This is a genomic window from Micromonospora terminaliae (assembly GCF_009671205.1).
GTDB classification, from domain to species: Bacteria; Actinomycetota; Actinomycetes; order Mycobacteriales; family Micromonosporaceae; genus Micromonospora; species Micromonospora terminaliae.
Genome location: NZ_CP045309.1, coordinates 1,502,315 through 1,523,210, shown reverse-complemented (window position 1 = coordinate 1,523,210; position 20,896 = coordinate 1,502,315). Strand labels below are relative to the sequence as shown.

At 72.7% G+C, this 20,896-nt stretch carries 20 protein-coding genes; 8 read left to right on the top strand and 12 right to left on the bottom strand.

The features are described 5' to 3' along the window. Positions 1 to 7: 7 nt before the first annotated feature. The 4 genes from GCE86_RS06870 to metH form a co-directional block, all read right to left on the bottom strand. Positions 8 to 592, bottom strand: coding sequence for a hypothetical protein (locus GCE86_RS06870; protein WP_154226150.1), 585 nt, complete (start codon positions 590 to 592; stop codon positions 8 to 10). A 97-nt stretch (positions 593 to 689) separates the two neighbouring features. Continuing rightward, positions 690 to 1,136: a hypothetical protein gene (locus tag GCE86_RS06865; RefSeq protein WP_154226149.1), complete on the bottom strand. Its 447-nt coding sequence runs from the start codon at positions 1,134 to 1,136 to the stop codon at positions 690 to 692. 144 nt (positions 1,137 to 1,280) lie between these two features. Beyond that, entirely contained in the window at positions 1,281 to 2,135 is an 855-nt protein-coding gene (locus GCE86_RS06860) for a phosphotransferase family protein (protein WP_204342780.1), read from the bottom strand. A gap of 172 nt (positions 2,136 to 2,307) precedes the next feature. Beyond that, a complete protein-coding gene (gene metH / locus GCE86_RS06855; RefSeq protein WP_208818079.1) occupies positions 2,308 to 5,823 on the bottom strand; it encodes a methionine synthase in 3,516 nt (1,171 codons plus the stop codon). Between the two features lie 215 nt (positions 5,824 to 6,038). Here metH and GCE86_RS06850 point away from each other — a divergent pair, with 215 nt between their 5' ends. Both GCE86_RS06850 and GCE86_RS06845 read left to right on the top strand, forming a co-directional pair. Beyond that, the gene (locus tag GCE86_RS06850; RefSeq protein WP_030504102.1) at positions 6,039 to 6,908 is read left to right on the top strand and encodes a PAC2 family protein; all 870 of its coding nucleotides are present in this window, start codon (positions 6,039 to 6,041) and stop codon (positions 6,906 to 6,908) included. A 115-nt stretch (positions 6,909 to 7,023) separates the two neighbouring features. Continuing rightward, the gene (locus GCE86_RS06845) at positions 7,024 to 7,815 is read left to right on the top strand and encodes a GntR family transcriptional regulator (protein WP_154226148.1); all 792 of its coding nucleotides are present in this window, start codon (positions 7,024 to 7,026) and stop codon (positions 7,813 to 7,815) included. 112 nt (positions 7,816 to 7,927) lie between these two features. On the opposite strand, the gene mshC is transcribed toward GCE86_RS06845, so the two are convergent. The 4 genes from mshC to GCE86_RS06825 form a co-directional block, all read right to left on the bottom strand. Then, positions 7,928 to 9,166, bottom strand: coding sequence for a cysteine--1-D-myo-inosityl 2-amino-2-deoxy-alpha-D-glucopyranoside ligase (mshC, locus tag GCE86_RS06840; protein ID WP_154226147.1), 1,239 nt, complete (start codon positions 9,164 to 9,166; stop codon positions 7,928 to 7,930). Positions 9,167 to 9,233: 67 nt separating this feature from the next. Then, positions 9,234 to 10,052 (bottom strand): SCO1664 family protein, encoded by an 819-nt coding sequence (locus GCE86_RS06835; protein ID WP_154226146.1) that lies wholly within the window; start codon positions 10,050 to 10,052, stop codon positions 9,234 to 9,236. Beyond that, a complete protein-coding gene (locus tag GCE86_RS06830) occupies positions 10,049 to 10,627 on the bottom strand; it encodes a DUF3090 domain-containing protein (protein ID WP_154226145.1) in 579 nt (192 codons plus the stop codon). Before GCE86_RS06830 ends, GCE86_RS06835 begins: the two co-directional genes overlap by 4 nt. Positions 10,628 to 10,739: 112 nt before the next feature. After that, a complete protein-coding gene (locus GCE86_RS06825; protein ID WP_154226144.1) occupies positions 10,740 to 11,453 on the bottom strand; it encodes a histidine phosphatase family protein in 714 nt (237 codons plus the stop codon). Between the two features lie 1,347 nt (positions 11,454 to 12,800). Between GCE86_RS06825 and GCE86_RS06820 the strand changes: the two genes are divergently transcribed. Then, complete coding sequence (locus tag GCE86_RS06820) at positions 12,801 to 13,349, top strand: hypothetical protein (RefSeq protein WP_154226143.1); 549 nt, start codon at positions 12,801 to 12,803, stop codon at positions 13,347 to 13,349. A gap of 69 nt (positions 13,350 to 13,418) precedes the next feature. On the opposite strand, the gene GCE86_RS06815 is transcribed toward GCE86_RS06820, so the two are convergent. Both GCE86_RS06815 and GCE86_RS06810 read right to left on the bottom strand, forming a co-directional pair. Further along, the gene (locus GCE86_RS06815) at positions 13,419 to 14,255 is read right to left on the bottom strand and encodes an undecaprenyl-diphosphate phosphatase (protein ID WP_154226142.1); all 837 of its coding nucleotides are present in this window, start codon (positions 14,253 to 14,255) and stop codon (positions 13,419 to 13,421) included. Continuing rightward, a complete protein-coding gene (locus tag GCE86_RS06810) occupies positions 14,252 to 15,304 on the bottom strand; it encodes an LLM class F420-dependent oxidoreductase (protein WP_154226141.1) in 1,053 nt (350 codons plus the stop codon). Before GCE86_RS06810 ends, GCE86_RS06815 begins: the two co-directional genes overlap by 4 nt. 165 nt (positions 15,305 to 15,469) lie before the next feature. Here GCE86_RS06810 and GCE86_RS06805 point away from each other — a divergent pair, with 165 nt between their 5' ends. After that, positions 15,470 to 16,441, top strand: coding sequence for an aldo/keto reductase (locus GCE86_RS06805; RefSeq protein ID WP_154226140.1), 972 nt, complete (start codon positions 15,470 to 15,472; stop codon positions 16,439 to 16,441). Between the two features lie 93 nt (positions 16,442 to 16,534). After that, positions 16,535 to 16,726: a DUF5703 family protein gene (locus tag GCE86_RS06800; RefSeq protein WP_091265978.1), complete on the top strand. Its 192-nt coding sequence runs from the start codon at positions 16,535 to 16,537 to the stop codon at positions 16,724 to 16,726. Positions 16,727 to 16,786: 60 nt separating this feature from the next. On the opposite strand, the gene GCE86_RS06795 is transcribed toward GCE86_RS06800, so the two are convergent. Further along, positions 16,787 to 17,440, bottom strand: a complete 654-nt coding sequence (locus GCE86_RS06795) for a hypothetical protein (RefSeq protein WP_154226139.1) — start codon at positions 17,438 to 17,440, stop codon at positions 16,787 to 16,789. A gap of 59 nt (positions 17,441 to 17,499) precedes the next feature. Next, positions 17,500 to 18,828: a M20/M25/M40 family metallo-hydrolase gene (locus tag GCE86_RS06790; RefSeq protein ID WP_154226138.1), complete on the bottom strand. Its 1,329-nt coding sequence runs from the start codon at positions 18,826 to 18,828 to the stop codon at positions 17,500 to 17,502. Between the two features lie 116 nt (positions 18,829 to 18,944). Between GCE86_RS06790 and GCE86_RS06785 the strand changes: the two genes are divergently transcribed. The 3 genes from GCE86_RS06785 to GCE86_RS06775 all read left to right on the top strand — a co-directional run bounded on the left by GCE86_RS06785 (position 18,945) and on the right by GCE86_RS06775 (position 20,879). Then, positions 18,945 to 19,559 carry a hemerythrin domain-containing protein gene (locus GCE86_RS06785; protein ID WP_154226137.1) on the top strand — a complete coding sequence of 205 codons (615 nt, stop codon included), beginning with the start codon at positions 18,945 to 18,947 and terminating at the stop codon, positions 19,557 to 19,559. A 74-nt stretch (positions 19,560 to 19,633) separates the two neighbouring features. Further along, the gene (locus tag GCE86_RS06780) at positions 19,634 to 20,620 is read left to right on the top strand and encodes a LysR family transcriptional regulator (RefSeq protein ID WP_154226136.1); all 987 of its coding nucleotides are present in this window, start codon (positions 19,634 to 19,636) and stop codon (positions 20,618 to 20,620) included. 19 nt (positions 20,621 to 20,639) lie between these two features. Beyond that, the gene (locus tag GCE86_RS06775; protein ID WP_154226135.1) at positions 20,640 to 20,879 is read left to right on the top strand and encodes a hypothetical protein; all 240 of its coding nucleotides are present in this window, start codon (positions 20,640 to 20,642) and stop codon (positions 20,877 to 20,879) included. The last annotated feature ends 17 nt before the right edge of the window (positions 20,880 to 20,896 follow it).

The window sequence follows — 20,896 nt, the reverse complement described above, 5'->3', positions numbered from 1 at the left end:
GCGCCGATCAGCCGAAGCTGCTCAGCCCAGAAGCCGCTCCTTCGGTGCCGGCCGCCTCCGCCACTCCGGTCTCGGCCACGTATCCGGGAGAACGCACCGCCGGTCCACGCCAGCCCCTGACGATGGCTGCCACCGCGGCACGTGGCGGTCTGGCCGGGACCATGTGGCGGCCCTTCGACCAGACCAGCAGCATCCCTTCAGTGGTGCTGATCCTGGTGGTGACCATGGTGATCGGTCGGCCCTTCCGGTCCCAGGTGTGCCACAACGCCCACCCCTGCGGCCGTGCCTCGACGCCCAGCCGCTCGCAGATGTCGGCGTACTCCTGCTCGCTGAGCACGGTCGTGGGACGAACCAGGAGGGCTCCGGCCAGGCCGACCAGCGGCGCGTCCGGATCGACGCAGCCGTCACCCTCGAAGTGGTACTGCCGCAGCTGACGCCCAAGCGCGTTGACGGCACGCTGGAGGGGTGTCGCGTCGTCAGGATCCGTATCGAAGGTCAGCCAACCTTCATCCAGCGCCCGATTGACGACGTCATTGGCAAGGAGCTCTATCTCGCGGAGGTACTCCCCGTCGGTGGCATCGATGTCCGGCACCAGCTCACCCTGCCAGGCAGGCCGACGATCGTCCTCTCCATTAAGCGCCGGCGACGTAGCGGCGAGGGCGCCCCGCGCTTCCAGCGCGGCGCTCCACTCATCCGGGTGCTCGGCCCGCCGCCTCGGGGTGTCCGCCGAACCGGTCAGCGCGCGCCGCAATCGGGCGGGACCGCCAGATCCGCCAGGACAGGCGCAGCAGGTAGAGATGCACAGCCGCCACGACGGCCACCACCGCGAGCCACGTGAGCCCAGCGGTGCCGCCCGTCGCCATCGAGACCACGGCCAGCACCACGAGACTGATGAGGTAGATCGCCGTCGCCACCAGGAAAGCGAGGCCCAGGGCGGGGACGACCTTCGCGGCCCGCTCCGATCCCTGCCAGAGGAGCTGGGCCACCTTGAGCGCCACCACTACAGCGACGGCCGGGGCCGCCCACTCGACGATGATGACCGGCCGCTGTCCGATGTTCCGCGAGGCGTCCCACGCGAGGTAGTCGAAGAACCCGAACAACGGGCCGATGAATCCGAAGGTCAGCACCCAGGTCACGGGCCGAACCACCAGGGTCAGCACGGCGCCGATGCAGAGAAGGCGGCTGACACTGCTGCCGGAACCGGTCGTTCTCACAGCAAGCAGTGTGCCGGGATCACGGCACGCTGCGCTGTCCCGCCACCTCACCACCCGGCGCTCCTGTCACCTGAGCAGCGCGACGAGCTCGGGAAGCCGGCCGAACAGTTCGGGGAGGCCGCGCACCCCGTTGCGCACGGACTGGTGTGACAGCGCGAGGTCAGGGCCGGTGCTCGCCTCGACACCGGCGAGGCAGCGGAGGATGTTCCACCTCGTGAACCCCAGCCAGCCGCCGATCAGGAACACGAACCAACTTGGACCCCACGGCGGCAGCGCTCCGCCCCCGGCAACGTAGCCGTCGAGGACCGAACCGAAGATGGCGGGCCGAATGTCGTCGAAGCCCGGTCCCTTCGCGAGGCTCAGCGCGGTCGAGCCGAGCTCACCGGACAGGTCGAGCAATCCCGAGAGCTCCCAGTCGAGCACCACCGGCCGCCCCTCCCGAGCGAGCAGGTTCCACGGCTGGATGTCCCGGTGGGTCAACACGACGGGGCCTGGCCGTTCACAGGTGTCGACGAAGTCGGCGATCGCGAGGAACGTCTGCACCTGAGAGCTGAGTTCGCCGGCCCACGGCTGTCCGGTCGCCGTCGCCCGCCCGGCGAGGTCGGGCCAGTCCCGTGGCGCCGGGTCCCCGATCGAGACGTGGGGCCACGCGACGTCGAGCGCGTGGATCCGCGCGAGAATCTCACCGATCTCGAACCCGTACGCCGGCGACACGGGCGCCTCGGGCATCTTCTCGCCCTCGACCCACCGGTGGACGAGCGTGTGCTGGCCGGCCGAGATCGGCTCCGGCATCGGGATGCCGGCGGCGAAGGCCGCCCGCTCGAACCTGAACACGTCCTCGGCGCGGTAGGCCCAACGGCGATCGGAGAGGTTCAACTCCTTCACCGCGAACGACCCCTGGTCGGTGTCGAGCCGGTACATCCGGTTGCCGAACCCGCCGTGGACACGGATCATCGGACCGACCGGCGCGCCGAGATGTGCGAGGTCCACCCCACGCAACCTAGGGCCGGCACCTCGCCGATGCACCCGCTTTACCGCGACGCGTGCTCAGGTGTTCCGGGTGCTCAGCCCCGGGCCAGACCGCCTCCGGTGATTACTTGGCGTTGAAGTAGTTCGCCTCGGGGTGGTGGACGACGATCGCGTCGGTGGCCTGCTCGGGGACGAGCTGGAACTCCTCGGAGAGCTGGACGTTGATCCGCTCCGCGCCGAGCAGCTCCACGATCTTCGCCCGGTCCTCCAGGTCGGGGCAGGCCGGGTAGCCGAACGCGTACCGGCAGCCCCGGTAGTCGGTGCGCAGCAGGCCGGCCACGTCCGCCGGGTCCTCGTCGGCGACCGTACGCCCGCCGGGCAGGACCAGCTCGGCGCGGATCCGCCGGTGCCAGTACTCGGCCAGCGCCTCGGTGAGCTGCACCGACAGGCCGTGCACCTCCAGGTAGTCGCGGTACTCGTTGCCGGCGAACATCTTCGCCGTGTACTCGCTGATCGGCTGCCCGACGGTGACCAGCTGCAACGCCACCACGTCCAGCTGCTCGCCCTTCGGGCGGAAGAAGTCGGCCAGGCACAGCCGGCGTTCCTGCCGCTGGCGGGGGAACGAGAACCGGGCCCGCTCGGAGTGCCCGTTCTCGTCCAGCACCACGAGGTCGTTGCCCTCGGAGTACGCCGGGAAGTAGCCGTAGACCACGGCGGCCTCGAGGATCTGGTCGGCGATGAGCCGGTCCAGCCAGTAGCGCAGCCGCGGCCGGCCCTCGGTCTCCACCAGCTCCTCATAGGACGGGCCCGTGCCGCCCCGGGCGCCGCGCAGCCCCCACTGCCCCAGGAAGGTGGCCCGCTCGTCGAGCAGCGCCGCGTAGTCGGCCAGCGGGATGCCCTTGACCACCCGGGTGCCGAAGAACGGCGGCGTCGGCACCTCCACGTCGGCGGCCACGTCGGAGCGGACCGACGCGTCGTCCAGCTCCGGCAGCGCCTCGCGGACCAGGGCCCGCTGCCGCTCCCGCCGCTCCCGGCGGGCCGCCAGGGCGGCCTCCCGCTCCGGGTCGACCACCGGCGCGCCGCCCCGCTTGGCCGTCATCACCCGGTCCATGAGGGACAGCCCCTCGAACGCGTCCCGGGCGTAGTGCACCTGCCCGGGGAACACCGACCGCAGGTCGTCCTCCACGTACGCCCGGGTGAGCGCCGCGCCACCCAGCAGCACCGGCCAGCGCTCGGCGACCCCGCGCGCGGCCATCTCGGCCAGGTTCTCCTTCATGATGACCGTGCTCTTGACCAGCAGCCCGGACATGCCGATGGCGTCGGCCCGGTGCTCCTCGGCGGCGTCGAGGATCGCGTTGATCGGCTGCTTGATGCCGATGTTGACGACGTCGTAGCCGTTGTTGGACAGGATGATGTCGACCAGGTTCTTGCCGATGTCGTGCACGTCGCCCTTCACGGTGGCGAGCACGATCCGCCCCTTGCCGTCGTCGTCGGTCTTCTCCATGTGCGGCTCCAGGTAGGCCACCGCGGTCTTCATCACCTCGGCGGACTGGAGCACGAACGGCAGCTGCATCTGGCCGGAGCCGAACAGCTCACCGACCACCTTCATGCCGTCGAGCAGCAGGTCGTTGATGATGGACAGCGGCGTGCGCCCCTCGGCCATCGCCGTGTCCAGGTCGGCCTCCAGGCCGTTGCGCTCGCCGTCGATGATCCGCCGCTTGAGCCGCTCGTCCAGCGGCAGCGCGGCCAGTTCCTCGGCCCGGGTGGCCCGCGCCGAGGCGGCGTCGACGCCCTCGAAGACCTCGATGAACCGCTGCACCGGGTCGTAGCCCTCGCGGCGCCGGTCGTAGACGAGGTCGAGCGCGATCTCGCGCTGCTCGTCGGGGATCTTCGACATCGGCAGGATCTTGCTGGCGTGCACGATGGCCGAGGTGAGGCCCGCCTGCGCGCACTCGTGCAGGAACACCGAGTTGAGCACCTGCCGGGCCGCCGGGTTCAGGCCGAAGGAGACGTTCGAGATGCCCAGGGTGAAGTTGATTCCCGGGTAGCGGGCGGCGATCTCCCGGATCGCCTCGATCGTCTCGATGCCGTCGCGGCGGGTCTCCTCCTGCCCGGTGGCGATCGGGAAGGTCAGCGCGTCGATGAGGATGTCCTCCCGGCGCAGCCCCCAGCGGCCGGTCAGGTCGTCGATGAGCCGGCACGCCACGCGTACCTTCCAGTCGCGCGTGCGGGCCTGGCCCTCCTCGTCGATGAGCAGCGCCACCACGGCGGCGCCGTGCTCCCGGACCACCGGCATGACCCGGGCGTAGCGGGACTCCGGGCCGTCGCCGTCCTCGAAGTTGACCGAGTTGACGACGCAGCGGCCGCCGAGCATCTCCAGCCCCGCCTCGACCACCGCCGGCTCGGTGGAGTCCAGCATGATCGGCAGGGTGGACGCGGTCGCGAACCGGCCGGCCAGCTCGCGCATGTCCTGCGTGCCGTCCCGGCCCACGTAGTCGACGCAGAGGTCCAGCAGGTGCGAACCGTCCCGGGCCTGGCCGCGGGCGATCTCGACGCAGGCCTGCCAGTCGGCGGCGAGCATCGCCTCGCGGAACGCCTTGGAACCGTTGGCGTTGGAACGCTCCCCCACCATGAGGATGCTGGCGTCCTGCGCGAACGGCACGTGGTGGTAGATCGACGAGACGCCCGCCTCGGGGCGCGGCTCCCGGGCCACCGGCCGGCGGCCGCGCAGCCGCTCGACCAGCACCCGGATGTGCTCCGGGGTGGTGCCGCAGCAACCGCCGACCAGGGCCACGCCGTAGTCGGTGACGAACTGGTCCAGCGCGTCGGCCAGCTCGGCCGGGCTCAGCGGGAAGTAGGCGCCGTCGGCGGTCAGCACAGGCAGGCCGGCGTTCGGCATCACCGAGATCGGGATACGCGAGTGCTGGGACAGGTAGCGCAGGTGCTCACCCATCTCGGCCGGGCCGGTCGAGCAGTTGAGGCCGATCAGGTCGACGCCGAGCGGCTCGATCGCGGTCAGCGCCGCACCGATCTCGCTGCCCAGCAGCATGGTGCCGGTGGTCTCGACGGCCACCTGGCAGATGATCGGGACGTCCCGCCCGAGCTCCGTGCGGGCCCGCTTCGCGCCGACCACGGCGGCCTTGACCTGGAGCAGGTCCTGGCAGGTCTCGATGATCAGCGCGTCCGCCCCGCCGGCGATGAGGCCGGCGGCGTTCTCCTGGTACGCGTCCCGCAGCGTCGCGTACGCGGCGTGCCCGAGAGTGGGCAGCTTCGTGCCGGGCCCCATCGAGCCGAGCACGAACCGCGGCTGCTCCGGCGTCGCGTACGCGTCGGCGGCCTCCCGGGCGAGCCGCGCGCCGGCCTCGGACAGCTCGCGGATCCGCTCGGCGATCCCGTACTCGGCCAGGTTGGGCAGGTTCGCGCCGAAGGTGTTGGTCTCGACGCAGTCCGCGCCGGCCGCCAGGTAGGCCTCGTGCACGCCGCGGACCACGTCCGGCCGCGTGACGTTGAGGATCTCGTTGCAACCCTCGAGGCCGTCGAAGTCGTCCAGGGTCAGGTCGGCCGCCTGCAGCATCGTCCCCATCGCCCCGTCGGCGATCAGGATCCGGTCCGCCAGCACATCGAGCAACGAAGTCCGCACAGGGCCAGGTTAGTGCGGCCCGGCGTGGACGGGTCACCGCAACCTCGCCTTCCCACATACTGTCAGCGGGATCACCGCGTACCTTTCATCCGGTTCGCCCGACTGGTCGGGCCGGCCGACCGGCGCGGCCGACGGGCCGCGTCCCGCGGCGGCACGTAGGCTGGCGGACGTGAAGGACAACAGCGACGCGACCGTGCGACGGGTGGGGTGACGGCGTGACCGAGTTCGACGGACTGCCGGTGCTGCGGTCCCCGGTCGCCATCGCGGCCTTCGAGGGGTGGAACGACGCCGCCGACGCCTCGACCGCCGCCGTGGAGCACCTGGAGCAGGTCTGGCAGGCCCGGCAGGTGACCGAGCTGGACCCGGAGGACTTCTACGACTTCCAGGTGAGCCGGCCGACCATCACGATGGCCGACGGCGAGACCCGGCGGGTCGAGTGGCCGACCACCCGCTTCATGGTGGCCAGCCCCGAGGGCACCGAGCGGGACGTGGTGCTGATCCGGGGCATCGAGCCGAGCATGCGCTGGCGCACCTTCTGTGAGCAGGTGCTGGAGATCTGCCACAGCCTGGAGGTCGAGCGGGTGGTGCTGCTCGGCGCGCTGCTGGCCGACGTGCCGTACACCCGGCCCCTGCCGATCAGCGGCAGCGCCTCGGACGCCGACGCCGCGAAGCGCTACCAGCTCACCCCGACCCGGTACGACGGGCCGACCGGCATCGTCGGCGTGCTGCACGACGCGTGCACCCGCGCCGAGGTGGACGCCGTGTCGTTCTGGGTGCACGTGCCGCACTACGCCAACAACCCGCCCTGCCCCAAGGCCACCCTGGCCCTGCTGCACCGCGTCGAGGAGGTGCTCGACCTGCCGGTGCCCATGGCCGACCTGGCCGAGGAGGCCGCCGAGTGGGAGCAGCGGGTGCGCAGCGCCGCCGAGCAGGACGCCGAGCTGGGCGAGTACGTGCGTGAGCTGGAGGAACGGGTCGGCGACGCCGGCATCACCCCGCTGACCGGGGACGAGATCGCCCAGGAGTTCGAGAAGTACCTGCGCCGCCGGGGCGGCTCCGCCGGCCCCACCGCCGGCTCCTGGTAAGCCGCTCTGCCACGAAGGCCGGGTCCCCCGTGGACCCGGCCTTCCGCGTGTCCGGGGTGGCGAGGTCACCCCGGCTAGGGCATCCTAGGAACCTAGCTGTGATGAGGAGGCGGGCATGCAGATCAATCCCGGCGCGGCCGAGTTCCCGCACCGGCAGATCGCCGCGCAGCTCAAGGCCCAGGTCCGCCGCGGCGACTGGGGGCCGGGCGAGCGGCTGCCGTCCATCCCGGCCATCGCCGAGATGTTCGGCGTCGCCAAGCAGACCGTGCAACGCGCCGTCGACCAGCTGCGGGTCGAGGGCATCCTGATCACGAAGCCCGGCTCGGGTACGTACGTCCGGGGCACCCGGCGCCGCCTCAACCGGCTCTCCCGGGGCCGGTACGGCGGCTTCCGCGGCTACCACACCGACCTGGCCGCCCGGTACCGGCAGCAGCTCGTCTCGGTGGGCCGCGCGCCCGCCCCGCCCGAGGTGGCCGACGCGTTCGGGGTGGCCGACGGCACCGAACTGCTCTGCCGGCGGCACCTGGTCCGCACCGACGACTCCCCCGTCGAGGTGGGCGCCTCCTGGTTCCTGCCCGCCGACACCGCCGGCACCTCGCTGGAACGGGCCGAGGCGTTCGGCCGCCCGCTCTACCAGGAGGCCGAGGAGGCCACCGGCCGCCGGTACGTCACGGCGACCGACACGATCAGCGCCCGCCAGCCCAGCCGGGAGGAGGCCGAGATCCTTCAGATCCGGCCGGACACCCCGGTGCTGCACCTCCTGCACGTCGCCTACGACGCCCAGCGCAAGCCGATCGAGGTCGCCCACGCCACCTGGCCCGGCCCGATGACCACGCTCACCGAGGAGTACCGGATCCCCGCCCCGCAGGCGGAGCCCGACCCGGACCCCGGCCTCGTCCTCGGCTGACCGCTCGAACCAGCCGATCATGGACTTGTGGTGGTGGACGAGAGCCGCGAACCGGGCAGGATGACCGCCACAACTCCATGATCGCCCGGCGGGTGGCCGAGCGGGTGAGGGGTTACAGGCGGATGCCGAGGAGGGCGTCGACCGTGTCGGCGAAGAGCTTCGGCGCCTCGGCGTCGTCGGCCACCCCGGCGAGCGTCTGAGCCACCCACTCGTCCACGACCGCCAGGGCGCCGGGAGTGTCGAGGTCGTCGGCGAGGCGGGCGCGTACCCCGGCCAGGAGCTCGTGGCCGGACGGGCCGGCCGGCGCGGCGGCGGCCCGGCGCCAGCGGGCCAGTCGCTCCTGCGCCTCGGTGAGCAGCTCGTCGGTCCACGAGCGGTCGCTGCGGTAGTGGCCGCTGAGCAGCGCCAGCCGCACGGCCATCGGGTCGACGTGGTCGGCCCGCAGCCGCGAGACGAAGACCAGGTTGCCCCGGGACTTCGACATCTTCTCGCCGTCCATGCCGATCATGCCGGCGTGCACGTAGTGGTCGGCGAACGGCGCCTGGCCGGTCAGCCGCTCGGCGTGCGCCGCCGAACACTCGTGGTGCGGGAAGAGCAGGTCGTTGCCGCCACCCTGCACGGCGATCCGGTCGCCGAGCAGGTTGAGCGCGATGACCGCGCACTCGATGTGCCAGCCGGGGCGGCCGGCGCCCAGCTCACCGCCCGGCCAGGACGGCTCGCCCTCGCGGGCGCCGCGCCACAGCAGCGGGTCGAGCGGGTCGCGCTTGCCGGCCCGGTCCGGGTCGCCGCCGCGCTCCGGGAAGATCTCCAGCATCTGCTCGCGGCTCAGGTTGGACTCGTAGCCGAACGCGGGTGCGGCCGCCACGTCGAAGTAGACGTCGCCGGTGCCGTCGTCGAGCCGGTAGGCCGCGCCGTCCTTGAGCAGGACGAGGACCTTCTCGGCGATGTCCGGGATCGACTCGACCGCGCCCACGTAGTGCTCCGGCGGGATGATCCGCAGCGCCTCCATGTCCTCGCGGAACAGGGCGGTCTCGCGCATGGCCAGGACCTTCCAGTCCTCGCCGTCGCGCTCGGCCCGCTCCAGCAGCGGGTCGTCGATGTCGGTGACGTTCTGCACGTAGCGCACGGTCAGGCCGGCGTCCCGCCACATCCGCTGCACCAGGTCGAACGTGATCATGGTGGCGGCGTGGCCCAGGTGGGTCGCGTCGTACGGGGTGATGCCGCAGACGTACATGCTTGCCGCGCCGTCGGGCTGACTGGGATGGAGGCCTTGCCGCGCCGAGTCGTACAACCTCAGTGGCGTGCCCTCGCCCGGCAGCCGTGGCACCTCATGTCCCGCCCAAGACTCCATGATTGCCAGCCTAACGATCCGTCAGGGCCTCGGGTGGCGCGCCTCGGGTGATCAACGCGACAGCAGCTCACATGGGCGGCCAGGGCATGGCCGGCCACTCCTCCGGGGGCAGCGGGAACCGCCCGGTCTCGCGCAGCCGGTCCACCCGGGCCGCCACCTCGGCGACCTCGCTGATGGTGAGGTGGTCGGCCAGCTCGTGGCCGAGCGCACCGGTGAGCTGCCCGGCCAGGCCGTCGAGCATCTCCACGGCGTCCGGCGGGAGCTGCCGGCCGGCCCAGCCCCAGAGCACCGTGCGCAGCTTCTCCTCGACGTGGAAGCAGACCCCGTGGTCCACCCCGTAGATCCGGTCGTCGGGGCCGACGAGCACGTGGCCGCCCTTGCGGTCGGCGTTGTTGATCACAGCGTCGAGGACGGCCAGCCGGGCCAGGCGCGGATCGTCGGCGTGCGCCAGCGCGTACGCGGCCCCGTCGTCGTCGCGCGCCGCGGCGACCGGGAACCAGCGCGGCGGCACCGCCTCGGCCGGCACGAAGCCGACCAGCGGCTCGGCGTCCTCCGGCTCGTCGATCCAGAGCTGGCAGGAGCCGGGCCCGAACGGCCCGTCCCGCAGCACGGTCGGCGGCACCAGGTCCCAGCCGGTGGCCCGGGAGACCAGGTAGGCCGAGACCTCCCGGCCGGCGAGCGTCCCGTCCGGGAAGTCCCAGAGCGGGCGCTCGCCGCGGACCGGCTTGTAGACGCAGCGCGCGGTCGCCCCGCCGAGGGTGAGGATGCCGCGCAGGGTGGTGTTGGAGGCGTCGACCAGCCGCCCCTCCAGGGTGAGTTCACCGTCGCTGAGCAGTCGCAGCGAGGCGGTGCCGTCCTGTCGGGGCTGAAGTTCGGACGAGGTCACCGGTGGTAGCCGTTGTGCCGGGGGCAGAGGTGACCGGCGGGGTCGAGCGGCTGGCCGCAGAGCGGGCAGGGCGGGCGGCCCGCGTTGACCACCCGGCGGGCCCGCTCGATGAACGCGCGGGTCGCCTCGGGGGTCAACCGGACCCGGAGCCGGTCGAGGTCGTCGTCCGGCTCGTCCGGGTCCTCGTCGGCGTCGTCGTCCGCGTCGCCCAGCTCGACCTCGACCTCCGTCTCACCGGCGGCGATCGCCTCGATCACCACGGTCGCGGAGTCGACGTCGAAGGCCAGGCCCAGGGTGCCGACCCGGAACTCCTCGTCGACCGGGGTGTCGAGGGGGTCGTTGTCGCCGGTCACCGGGGCGGCCTCGGGAAGCTCGACGCCGAACCGGCGCTGCGCCTCGGAGAGCAGCTCCTCCAGCTTCTCGGCGAGCAGGGACACCTGGACCTTCTCCAGCGCGACGCTGACCAGCCGGCCTCCGCCGCGCGCCTGGAGGAAGAACGTGCGCTCCCCCGGCGGGCCGACGGTTCCGGCGACGAACCGCTCCGGCGGCTCGAAGGCGTGCACCTGGTGGGTCATACCCACGACCCTATCCGGCGCGCGGAACCGTCGCGCAGCGCACCGACGCCGAATCCGCCCAGGGCGAAACGCCAGGGCCCGGCCCCGCCGGTGCCGGGCGTGGCGCGGCGGCTCACCGGGTCGCCCCCGCGCCGCCACCCACCGCCGCGTCCGAGTCGGTCGCCCGGGTCGCCCGCCGGCGCCGCTTGCGCGGCGGCGGGACCAGCCCGGCGAGGTCGCCGCCGGTGTCGTTGAGCCGGACCAGGAAGGGCCGCAGCGGCGTGTAGCGGATCGCGGTCACCGACGCCGGGTCGGCCACGATCCGCTGAAAAAGATCCAGGTGTACGCCCAGCGCGTCGGCCACGATCGCCTTGATCACATCGCCGTGGCTGCACGCCAGCCAGACCGCCTCGGGTCCGTGCTCGGCGCTGACCCGAGCGTCCCAGGCGCGCACCGCGGCGACCGCCCGAGCCGACATGGCCGCCATGGACTCCCCCTCCGGGAAGACGGCGGCGCTCGGGTGCTGCTGCACCACCGGCCAGAGCGGCTCCTTGGCCAACTTCTTCAGCGGCTGCCCCTCCCAGGCGCCGTAGCCGCACTCGATCAGACCCTCCTCGACCACCGGCTCGGCGGCGGGCAGGGCCAGCTCCAGGGTCTGCCGGCACCGGATCAGCGGGCTGGTCACCACCGCCGCGAGGGGCAGCCCCTTGAGCCGTTCGCCGACCGCCGCGGCCTGGGCGCGCCCGGTCTCGTCGAGCTCGACCGGTTGCCGGCCGGCCAGGCCACCGTCGGCGTTCGCGGTGGTCCGGCCGTGTCGCAGAAGCAGGAGGGTCGCCACGCAGACCACCCTAGGCGCTCCCCACCTCTTGATCGACTGCACCACGGCATGTGGCGGTATCGCGGCGGGGTTGTGACGGCGGACACGCCTCGGCCCGGAACAGCGGAGCCGGTCGGGCCGTTGTGCAGAGCGTCGGTGTGCCCAGTGTCCCCGGGCCTCACCTAAATTGCCTTCGCGGAATACCGTCCGGCTGGAGCCGCGTCGCGCCACTCGCCGAGAGGCGACCTGCACACCGACACCCCTTCAGCGCCGTCCGTCCCCTCCGGGGGCGGGCGGCGCTGTTGTCTACGCCCCATCCCGCTGCATATCAGGCCGGCGGCACCGTTGCCTGCGCCCCCTCCCGCTGCACATCAGGCGGGCGGCGCCGTTGTCTGCGCCCCTTCCCCCTGCGCACCAGGCGGCCGGCGCTGTTGTCTGCGCCCCTTCCCGCTGCGCATCGGGCGCTGTTGCCCTGCGCCGCGCCCCTCTTCGCGGCCGCTCTTGCTCTGCAGCCACCGACGCAGCGCCCGCGGCGCGCAGGTGTTGCTTCCGTGGCTGCAGAGCAAGGCGAGCGAGCCTGGCGGGCGACGGGCTGGGTGGGCGAGGGGCTGGGTGGGGCGAGGGGCTGGGTGGGGCGAGGGGCTGGGTGGGGCGAGGGGCTGGGTGGGGCGAGGGGCTGGGTAGCCGTTTTCCGCTTGCCCGCGCGCTCGCTGTTGAGTCGTTGTCGACGTCAGGTCGACAGGCATCCGAGAGGACACGATCTGATGGCGGCCGCGGCGGTCCGTTCACGTCATCACGTTGGTGGCCGCGCACACGTCACTCTTGGTCTGGGATGGATGGCCGATTTGCGCTGTGGTGGACGGCGGTGAGTGCAGCGCTATGGGTGTCTCCGAGGCCCGGATAAACCCATGGTGTTCCACTGACCCCCGGACCGGGCCTCGCGCGTGCGGCTCTCCCGCCCGCCCCGTCGAGATCTTGGACAGTTGCTGTTAGCAGCGAACGGTAACTGTCCAAGATCTGCAGCCGGGGCGACGACCATCGCGCGGTGTGGGGTGAATGTCCGGATCGCGGCCGTGACTGGCGGCATCCCGGCGCCGGAATGGCCGGCGGCCGGGGGTCGTTATACCCGGTGCACGACCGAGGAAGGCGCCCCGCGGGTCGGGGTGGCCGGCCCCCCGGACCCGCTCGCCGCAGGTGGGTGTGCCGGTCCCGGAATGATGGTGGGCCGCCGGTCGTTGTACATGGTCCCGGCGCTGCGAAGCGGCCTTTGCCCCGCGCGCCGATGATCCCCCAAGACTTTCCTTTGAGCGCCTGACGTGGTGCTTGCGCGCAGCCGACCCCCATCGGCGTGTGCGCCAACCCCCGAGGAGCTTTCTCATGAACACGATGCTGCGCAAGAGCGTGCTGGGTATTGCTGGTCTGGCTTTCACCGGTGGGATCTTCGCCGGTCCGGTCGCCGCCCACGCGGCGGAGCCGATGCACGACAGCAAGCCGGTCGCGGTGGCGACCGTGCAGGGCGCGCAGTCGAAGATCGACCTGAACGACGAGCAGCTGGCCAACGCCAAGGCGATCATCGCCGCGACGAAGAAGGCCGGTCTGCCGGAGCGGGCGGCGGTCATCTCGATCGCCACGTCGCTGCAGGAGTCGAAGCTGGAGAACCTGGGCCACCTCGGTGACGCCAACGACCACGACTCGCTGGGCCTGTTCCAGCAGCGCCCGTCCAGTGGTTGGGGCACGCCGGAGCAGATCACCGACCCCGAGTACGCCACCCTGGCGTTCGAGAAGGGCCTGAAGCAGGTCGACGGCTGGCAGGACATGCCGCTGACCGAGGCCGCCCAGACCGTGCAGGTCTCGGCCTACCCCGACGCCTACGCCCAGTGGGAGCAGCAGGCCACCGACATCGTCCACCAGCACTGGAACAGCTGACCCAAGCAACAAGCCGCTGGCCGGCACCCCGAACAACGGGGTGCCGGCCAGCGGCGTATCCGGATCAGCTCAGGTGGCGTTGATCGTGCCGGTGAGGAGCAGGCAGAGGACCAGGGAACCGAGCGCCACCCGGTAGAGGACGAACAGGTACAGGGTGTGGTGCGCGACGTAGCGCAGCAGCCAGGCGATGGCCGCGTACCCGATGGCGAACGCGATCACCGTGGCGACGACCATCTGCGCGACGCTCGGCGCGGCGGTGCCCGGCGCGGACGGCTCGAACACGTCCGGGATGCTGAACACGCCGGAGATCACCACGGCCGGGATGGCCAGCAGGAACGAGTAGCGTGCCGCCGTCTCGCGGGTGAGGTTGAGCAGCAGGCCGGCGGTGAGCGTCCCGCCGGAGCGGGAGACACCCGGGATCAGCGCCGCGGCCTGGGCGAAGCCCATGATGACGCCGTCGCGCATCCGGAAGTTCTCCAGCGTGCGGGTCTGCCGCCCCCAGTACTCGGCGAAGGCCAGCACCAGGCCGAAGAAGATCAGCGTGAACGAGATCAGCCACAGGTTCCGCCCGGCGGTGCGGATCTGGTCCTTGAACAGCAGCCCGAAGATGCCGATCGGGATGGTGCCGACGATGACGTACCAGCCCATGCGGTAGTCGAGGCTGGAGCGCACCGAGCGGTCGACCAGACCGAGGCACCAGGTGCGCACGATCCGCCAGATGTCCTTGAAGAAGAAGATGAGCACGGCCGCCTCGGTGCCCAGCTGGGTCACCGCGGTGAACGACGCTCCGGCGTCCCGGCCGAAGAAGATCGCCGAGGTGATCCGCAGGTGCCCGGAGGACGAGACCGGCAGGAACTCCGTGAGCCCCTGGACGATGCCCAGGACGATGGCCTCGACCCAGGTCACTCGCCGACTCCGGAGAGCTCCAGCGCCTCGGCGACGGTCCGCAGGGTCTGCACGCCGCTGTCCCGGTCGGCCACGAAGAGCGTCACCGACAGGGTGGTGACACCGGCAGCGGCGTACTCCCGCATCCGCTCGGCGATGCGCTCCTTCGGGCCGAGCAGCGAGGTGCGGTCGATGAACTCCATGGGCACCGCGGCGGCCGCGTCGCGCTGCCGTTTGGCCAGGTAGAGGTCCTGCACCTCGCGGGCGGCGTCGCCGTAGCCCATCCGGGTGGCGAGCTGGTTGTAGAAGTTCTGCTGCCGGCTGCCCATGCCGCCGACGTAGAGGGCGGCGTACCAGCGGACCAGCTCGGCGCAGGTGGCGATGTCGTCGCCGACCACCACGGGCACCGACGGGACGACGTCGAAGCCGGCCAGCTCCTTGCCGGCCTTCGCCCGGCCGGCCCGCACCGAGGCGAGCTGCTCTTCGGCGAACTCGGGGGCGTAGAAGACGGCGAGCCAGCCGTCGGCGATCTCGCCGGCCAGCTCGAGGTTCTTCGGGCCGACGGCGGCCAGGTAGATCGGGATGTGCTCGCGCGGCGGGTGGAAGCCCAGCCGCAGGGCCTTGCCGGGGCCGTCCGGCAGCGGCAGCGTGTAGTGCTCGCCGTCGTACGCGACCTCCTTGCGGGCCACGGCCAGCTTCACGATGTCGACGTACTCCCGGGTGCGGGCCAGGGGCTTGGCGAAGCGGACGCCGTGCCAGCCCTCGGAGACCTGCGGGCCGGAGACGCCCAGGCCGAGCCGGAACCGGCCGCCGGAGAGAGCGTCGATGGTCGCCGCCGTCATCGCGGTCATGGCCGGGGTGCGGGCGGGGATCTGCATCACCGCGGCGCCCACGTCGATCCGCTCGGTCTGGCCGGCCATCCAGGCCAGCATGCTCGGCGAGTCGGAGCCGTAGGCCTCCGCCGCCCACACCACCGAGTAGCCGAGCCGATCCGCCTCCTGGGCCAGCGCCAGGTGGTCGGCCGGCGTGCTCCACGCCGTCTGGTATCCGAGGCTGAGCCCGAGTCGCACTGGTCCTCCCACCATCCGCACCACAGGTCGCATCAGGTTACGCAATGCCCGTGGCCGCGCGGACCACCGGCTCACCCTCGAACACGTCACACCCGCGGGAGGTCGCGCGGGAAGTTGACTGCGGCGAGGATATCCGTGAAGCCGGGTTCGAAATAAGGTTCACCCATGCAACAGCGACCGCTCGGCCGAAGCGGGCTGGCGGTTTCGCGGCTCGCGCTCGGCACCATGACCTGGGGACGGGACACCGATGCCGACGACGCGGCCGCCCAGCTGAAGAGTTACCTCGACGCGGGCGGCAACCTCGTGGACACCGCCGACGTGTACGCCGACGGCGACGCGGAGTCGGTGATCGGCTCCCTGCTGGGCAGCCTGGTGCCCCGCGACGACCTGCTCATCGCCACGAAGGCGGGGCTGCGGCCGGGCAGCGGCCGCCGCCGGGACGGCTCCCGGGGGCACCTGCTGCAAACCCTGGAGGCGTCGCTGCGCCGGCTCGGCACCGACCACGTCGACCTGTGGCAGGTGCACGGGTACGACCCGCACACCCCGCTGGAGGAGACTCTCTCCGCGCTCGACCACGCGGTGTCCAGCGGCAAGGCCCGGTACGTCGGGGTGTCGAACTTCGCCGGCTGGCAGACCGCCCGCGCCGCCGCCTGGCAGGCCGCGTGGCCGGGGCGGGCCCCCGTGGTCGCCGCCCAGGTCGAGTACTCGCTGCTGGAGCGGGGCGTGGAGCGCGAGGTGCTGCCCGCCTGCGAGGCCATGGGGCTGGGCGTGCTGCCCTGGTCGCCGCTGGGCCGCGGGGTGCTCACCGGCAAGTACCGCAACGGCCGCCCGGCGGACTCCCGGGCCGTGTCGCCGCACTTCGAGCGCTTCGTCGCCACCTACCTGGAGCCGCGCTGCTCCAGCATCGTGGAGGCGGTCGCCATCGCGGCCGGCGGCCTGGGCGTGTCGCCGCTGGAGGTGGCGCTGGCCTGGGTCCGGGACCGGCCCGGGGTGACCGCGCCGATCCTCGGCGCCCGCACCGTGGGGCAGCTCCTCGGCGCGCTCCAGGTGGAGCGGATGACCCTGCCGGAGGAGATCGTCACCGCGCTGGACGACGTCGCGGCGGTGCCGGTCGGCTACCCGGAACGGGACGGCTGAGCCCGACCGGCCGGGCCCGGGGCGGCGAAGAGGGCGACGCGGGTCACCGTCAGGGGGTGGCGGTGGGCTGCCGGGCTGGGCAGCATAGAGGCCATGGACTACGAATACGCGCCGCTGCGGTTGCCTTCGAATGTCGATCGGTTGACCGCCGCGGCGCAGCTGGCGATCCAGGCGGAGTTCTCCGGCTGGGAGTTGGCCCGGGTGCGGCTGTACCGGGACGGCACGCGGCAGGTCATGCTGCGCCGTCGGCGGGTCAACCAGCCGCAGCCGGGTCTTTCCTACTGACGGCGCCCGGGCCGCACGGTCCCCGGGGCCACCACGTGGGCGGCCCCGGGGCCTCGCCGGCTAGTGGGCGTGGTCGTGTTCCTCGTCGAGCTCCAGGAACGGGTGCTCGTCGAGCCGGCCGACGAGCCGGTCGTCGGCGGCCGGCTGGAACGGCCCCACCGGGTCGTCGTCGTCGAACGACTCCAGGTCGACCGGGGTGCCGACCTCGCTGACCATGACCACGCCGTCGAGCGGCTCCAGCTCGGGCACGTCCAGCGCGGAGAGCGAGCCGTCACCGCTCTGCAGCAGCTCCAGCACGGCCTCGCCGACCCCCTCGACCGCGGCCGGCTCGTCCTCCTCCGGGGTGCCCTCGCGGCGGGCCGCCTCGGCCGCGCGGATCAGCGCGGAGACGCTCGGCACCCGGTAGTCCCGCCGCTGCCGCACCGAGATCACCCGCGGGTGCGGGTCGGTCGCCTCGACGCCCTCGGCCCCGCCGAAGCGCTCGTCGGCCTCGTCCGGGTCGATCGACTCGACGTCCCAGGGTGTCACCTCGCCGAACGCGTCGAGCAGCTGCTCGTCGTAGGCGAACGAGGCATTGTTCAAAGTGACGTACGCCTGCCAGACGGCGTCGTCGTCGATCCGGCCCTGGGCGGCGCGGACGGCGGCCAGGTGCGCGCGGGCGGCGTCGATCACCCGCTCGAGGGCGGCGTCCAGCTCACCGTGCTGGTCGGTCATGTGAGGCAGTCCCTTCGCGATGGGGAGGTTCCGCGCCGGCCGGCGGCGCGGGGGCACCGTCAGCAGCTGCGGAGAAAGCGGTCGAGAACCCGCACGCCGAACTGTAGTCCGTCCAGGGGAACCCGCTCGTCGATGCCATGGAACAGGCCGGAGAAATTGAGGTCGGCGGGCAGGCGCAGCGGCGCGAAGCCGAAGCAGCGGATGCCGAGCTGGGAGAACGCCTTGGCGTCGGTGCCGCCGGAGAGCATGTACGGCACCGGCCGGGCCCCCGGGTCCTCGGCGCGCAGCGCGGCGGACATGGCCTCGACGAGGTCGCCGTCGAAGGTGGTCTCCAGGGCGGGCTGGCGCTGGATGTACTCGATGGCGATGTCCGGCCCGACCAGCTCGCGCAGCTGCCGCTCCAGCACCTCGCTCTGCCCCGGCAGGCTCCGGCAGTCGATGGTGGCGGTGGCCCGGCCCGGGATGACGTTGTCCTTGTAGCCGGCGGTCAGCCGGGTCGGGTTGGCGGTGTTGCGGATGGTCGCGCCGATGATGTTGGCGATCGGCCCGAGCTTGCCGATCGCCGTCTCCGGGTCGTCCGGGTCGATGTCGATGCCGAGGACGTCGGAGACCTCGGCCAGGAACGCCCGCACCGTGTCGGTCATGACGACCGGGAAGCGGTGCCCGCCGATCCGGGCGACCGCCTCGGCGAGCGCGGTGACGGCGTTGTCGTCGTGCACCATCGAGCCGTGGCCGGGGCGGCCCTTGGCGTGCAGGCGCAGCCAGTCGATGCCCTTCTCGGCGGTCTCGATGAGGTAGAGCCGCCGCTGCTCGTCGACGGAGTAGGAGAAGCCGCCGACCTCGCCGATCGCCTCGGTGCAGCCCTCGAAGAGGTGCCGGTGCCGCTGGGCGAGGAAGTGCGCGCCGTAGTCGCTGCCGGCCTCCTCGTCGGCGGTGAAGGCGAGCACGACGTCGCGGGACGGGCGGATCCCGGCGCGCTGCCAGCCGCGCACCACGGCCAGCACCATGGCGTCGAAGTCCTTCATGTCGATGGCGCCACGGCCCCACAGGTAGCCGTCGCGGATCTCACCGGAGAACGGGTGCACCGACCACTCCTCGGGGTCGGCGGGCACCACGTCGAGGTGGCCGTGCACGAGCAGCGCGTCCCGGCCCGGGTCGGTGCCGGGGATCCGGGCGACCAGGTTGGCGCGGCCCGGCGCCGACTCGATGAGTTCCGCCTCGACGCCGACCTCGGCGAGCTTCTCCGCGACGTACTCGGCGGCCCGGCGCTCCCCGACGCTCGTGTCGTTGTCCCCGGTGTTGGTGGTGTCGATGCGCAGCAGGTCGCGGCAGAGGTCCACGACCTCGTCGGTGGGCTCGGGTCGGGCGGAGGCGGGGTCGCTCGTCATCGCTTCTTCATACCAGCCGGCCCGGGCGGCCGGTCGCCCCCGGTCGGGGTGCGGTTTCGCGGATCGCGCGCGCGGGTACCGCCGGACCGCCACACCCGTCGATCCCGGAGGGCACCATGACCGTCCCCCTGCCGCCGTTGCCGCCCACCGCCGACGACGCGTACCGGCCGGGCGGCCGGAGCCTGGCCGACCTCGTGGACCGGGAGCACCGGGCGCTGCTCGGGCTGGCCGCGCAGGTGACCGACGCGGGCCTGGAACCGGCACGCCGCCGCGAGGTGCTGGACGTGCTCACGGCCGCGGTGTCCCGGCACCTCTCCGCCGAGGAGCAGTACCTCTTCCCGGCCGCTCGGGCCGCGGTCCCGGAGAGCGCCGAACTGGTGGACCGGGAGATCGAGGCCGACGCCGCCCTGCTGGCTGCGCTGAAGGGACTGTCCGGAGCGGACGACCCGGCGGTGGCCGACGTCGCCGAGCGGGTACGCCGGCACGTGAGCCGGGTCGCCGCGCTGGTGACCCCGCTGCGCGAGGTGGCCAGCGACGCCGAGTTGATCCGGCTGGGCAACCGCTGGGAGATCGCCGAGGAGGCCGCGCCCACCCGCCCGCACCCGGGGACCCCGGCCACCCCGCCGTGGAACAAGATCGTCGAGCCGGCGGTGGGTGTGCTGGACAAGGTGCGCGACGTGGTCACCGGGCGGCGGACCCGCCTCGCGGACCTGGAGCGCCCCCGCGACTGACCATTGCGCCATACAGATATACCGATACCGGAAGACCCTTCCGTACGGCCGTTCCGTGGTCCTACCGTCACCGTATGAATCTGGAGCTGCGACACCTGCGGGTGGTCTGCGCGATCGCGGAGACGGGGAGCGTCACCAAGGCGGCCTCGACGCTCGGCCTGGCCCAGCCGGCGCTGACCGCCCAGCTCCAGCGCATCGAGCGGGCCCTGGGCGGGCCGCTGTTCGAGCGGGACCGCCGGGGCGCCCGGCCCACCGCCCTGGGCGAGCTGGTCCTCGACCGGGCCCGGGTGCTGCTGCCGGCCATGAAGGGCCTGCAGGACGAGGCGGCGCGGCTGGCCGGTGCGGGCGACCCGCTGAGCCGGTACCGGTTCGGCGGGGTGAACAGCCCGATCCTCGGCCGGCTGGTGCACCGGCTCGCCGCCGAGCGCCCCGAGGTGCAGATCACCACGTACGCGTCGTGGTCGGTGGACGAGCTGGCGCAGCTGGTGGCGGGCGGGCGGCTGGACTTCGCCCTCACCGGGGTGTGCGGCGACGCCACCCCGTCGGCGGAGTCCGGGCTGAGCTGGCGGGAGGTGGCCGTCGACCCGGTCTTCGTGCTGCTGCCGCAGACCCACCCGATGGCCGGCCGGGACGAGGTGCGCCTCGTCGACCTGCGCCGCGAACAGTGGGTGGCCGCGCCCGGGGACGGCTGCTTCGGCGACTGCTTCGCGGCGGCCTGCGCCCGCGCCGGCTTCACGCCCCGCAAGGTCTACGAGGCCGACGTGCGGGGCTGCCTCGACCTCGTCGACGCGGGCGAGGCGGTGGCGCTGTGCCAGGCCACGTTCCGCCCGGTGGCCGGCCTGGTGACCCGCCGGCTCGCCGGGACGCCGCTGCGCTGGCGGCTGCTGCTCGGCTGGCACCCGGACGCCCCGGCGGCCCGGGTCGCCGAGCCGGTGCTGGAGACGGCGGTGGCGGCGTACACCGACGCGCTGGCGAACCACCCGGACTATCTGGCCTGGCTGCTGGCGCACCCGGACTTCGGCGTGCAGCCGACCACGGCGGGCGGGGTGCGAACCGCCTGAGCGCGGGTATCTGGGCGGCATGACTGATCTGTACCCGGCCGCCGACCAGCGGGAGCTGCTGCGCCAGGCGGCCGCCGCGCACACCGCCGCCTCCGCCGACCTGGAGGCGTTCCTGCGCCGGTTGCCGGAGGTGCCCGAGCCGGCCGACATCACGGAATTCGCCAACCTGCTCAGCCGGGAGGAGCGGGCCCGCGGCGAGCGGCAGGACGCGGCCGACGCCGCCGGGCTGCAACTGCCCAGCATGGAGTCGACGGACTAGACCGGCGGCGGCACCCG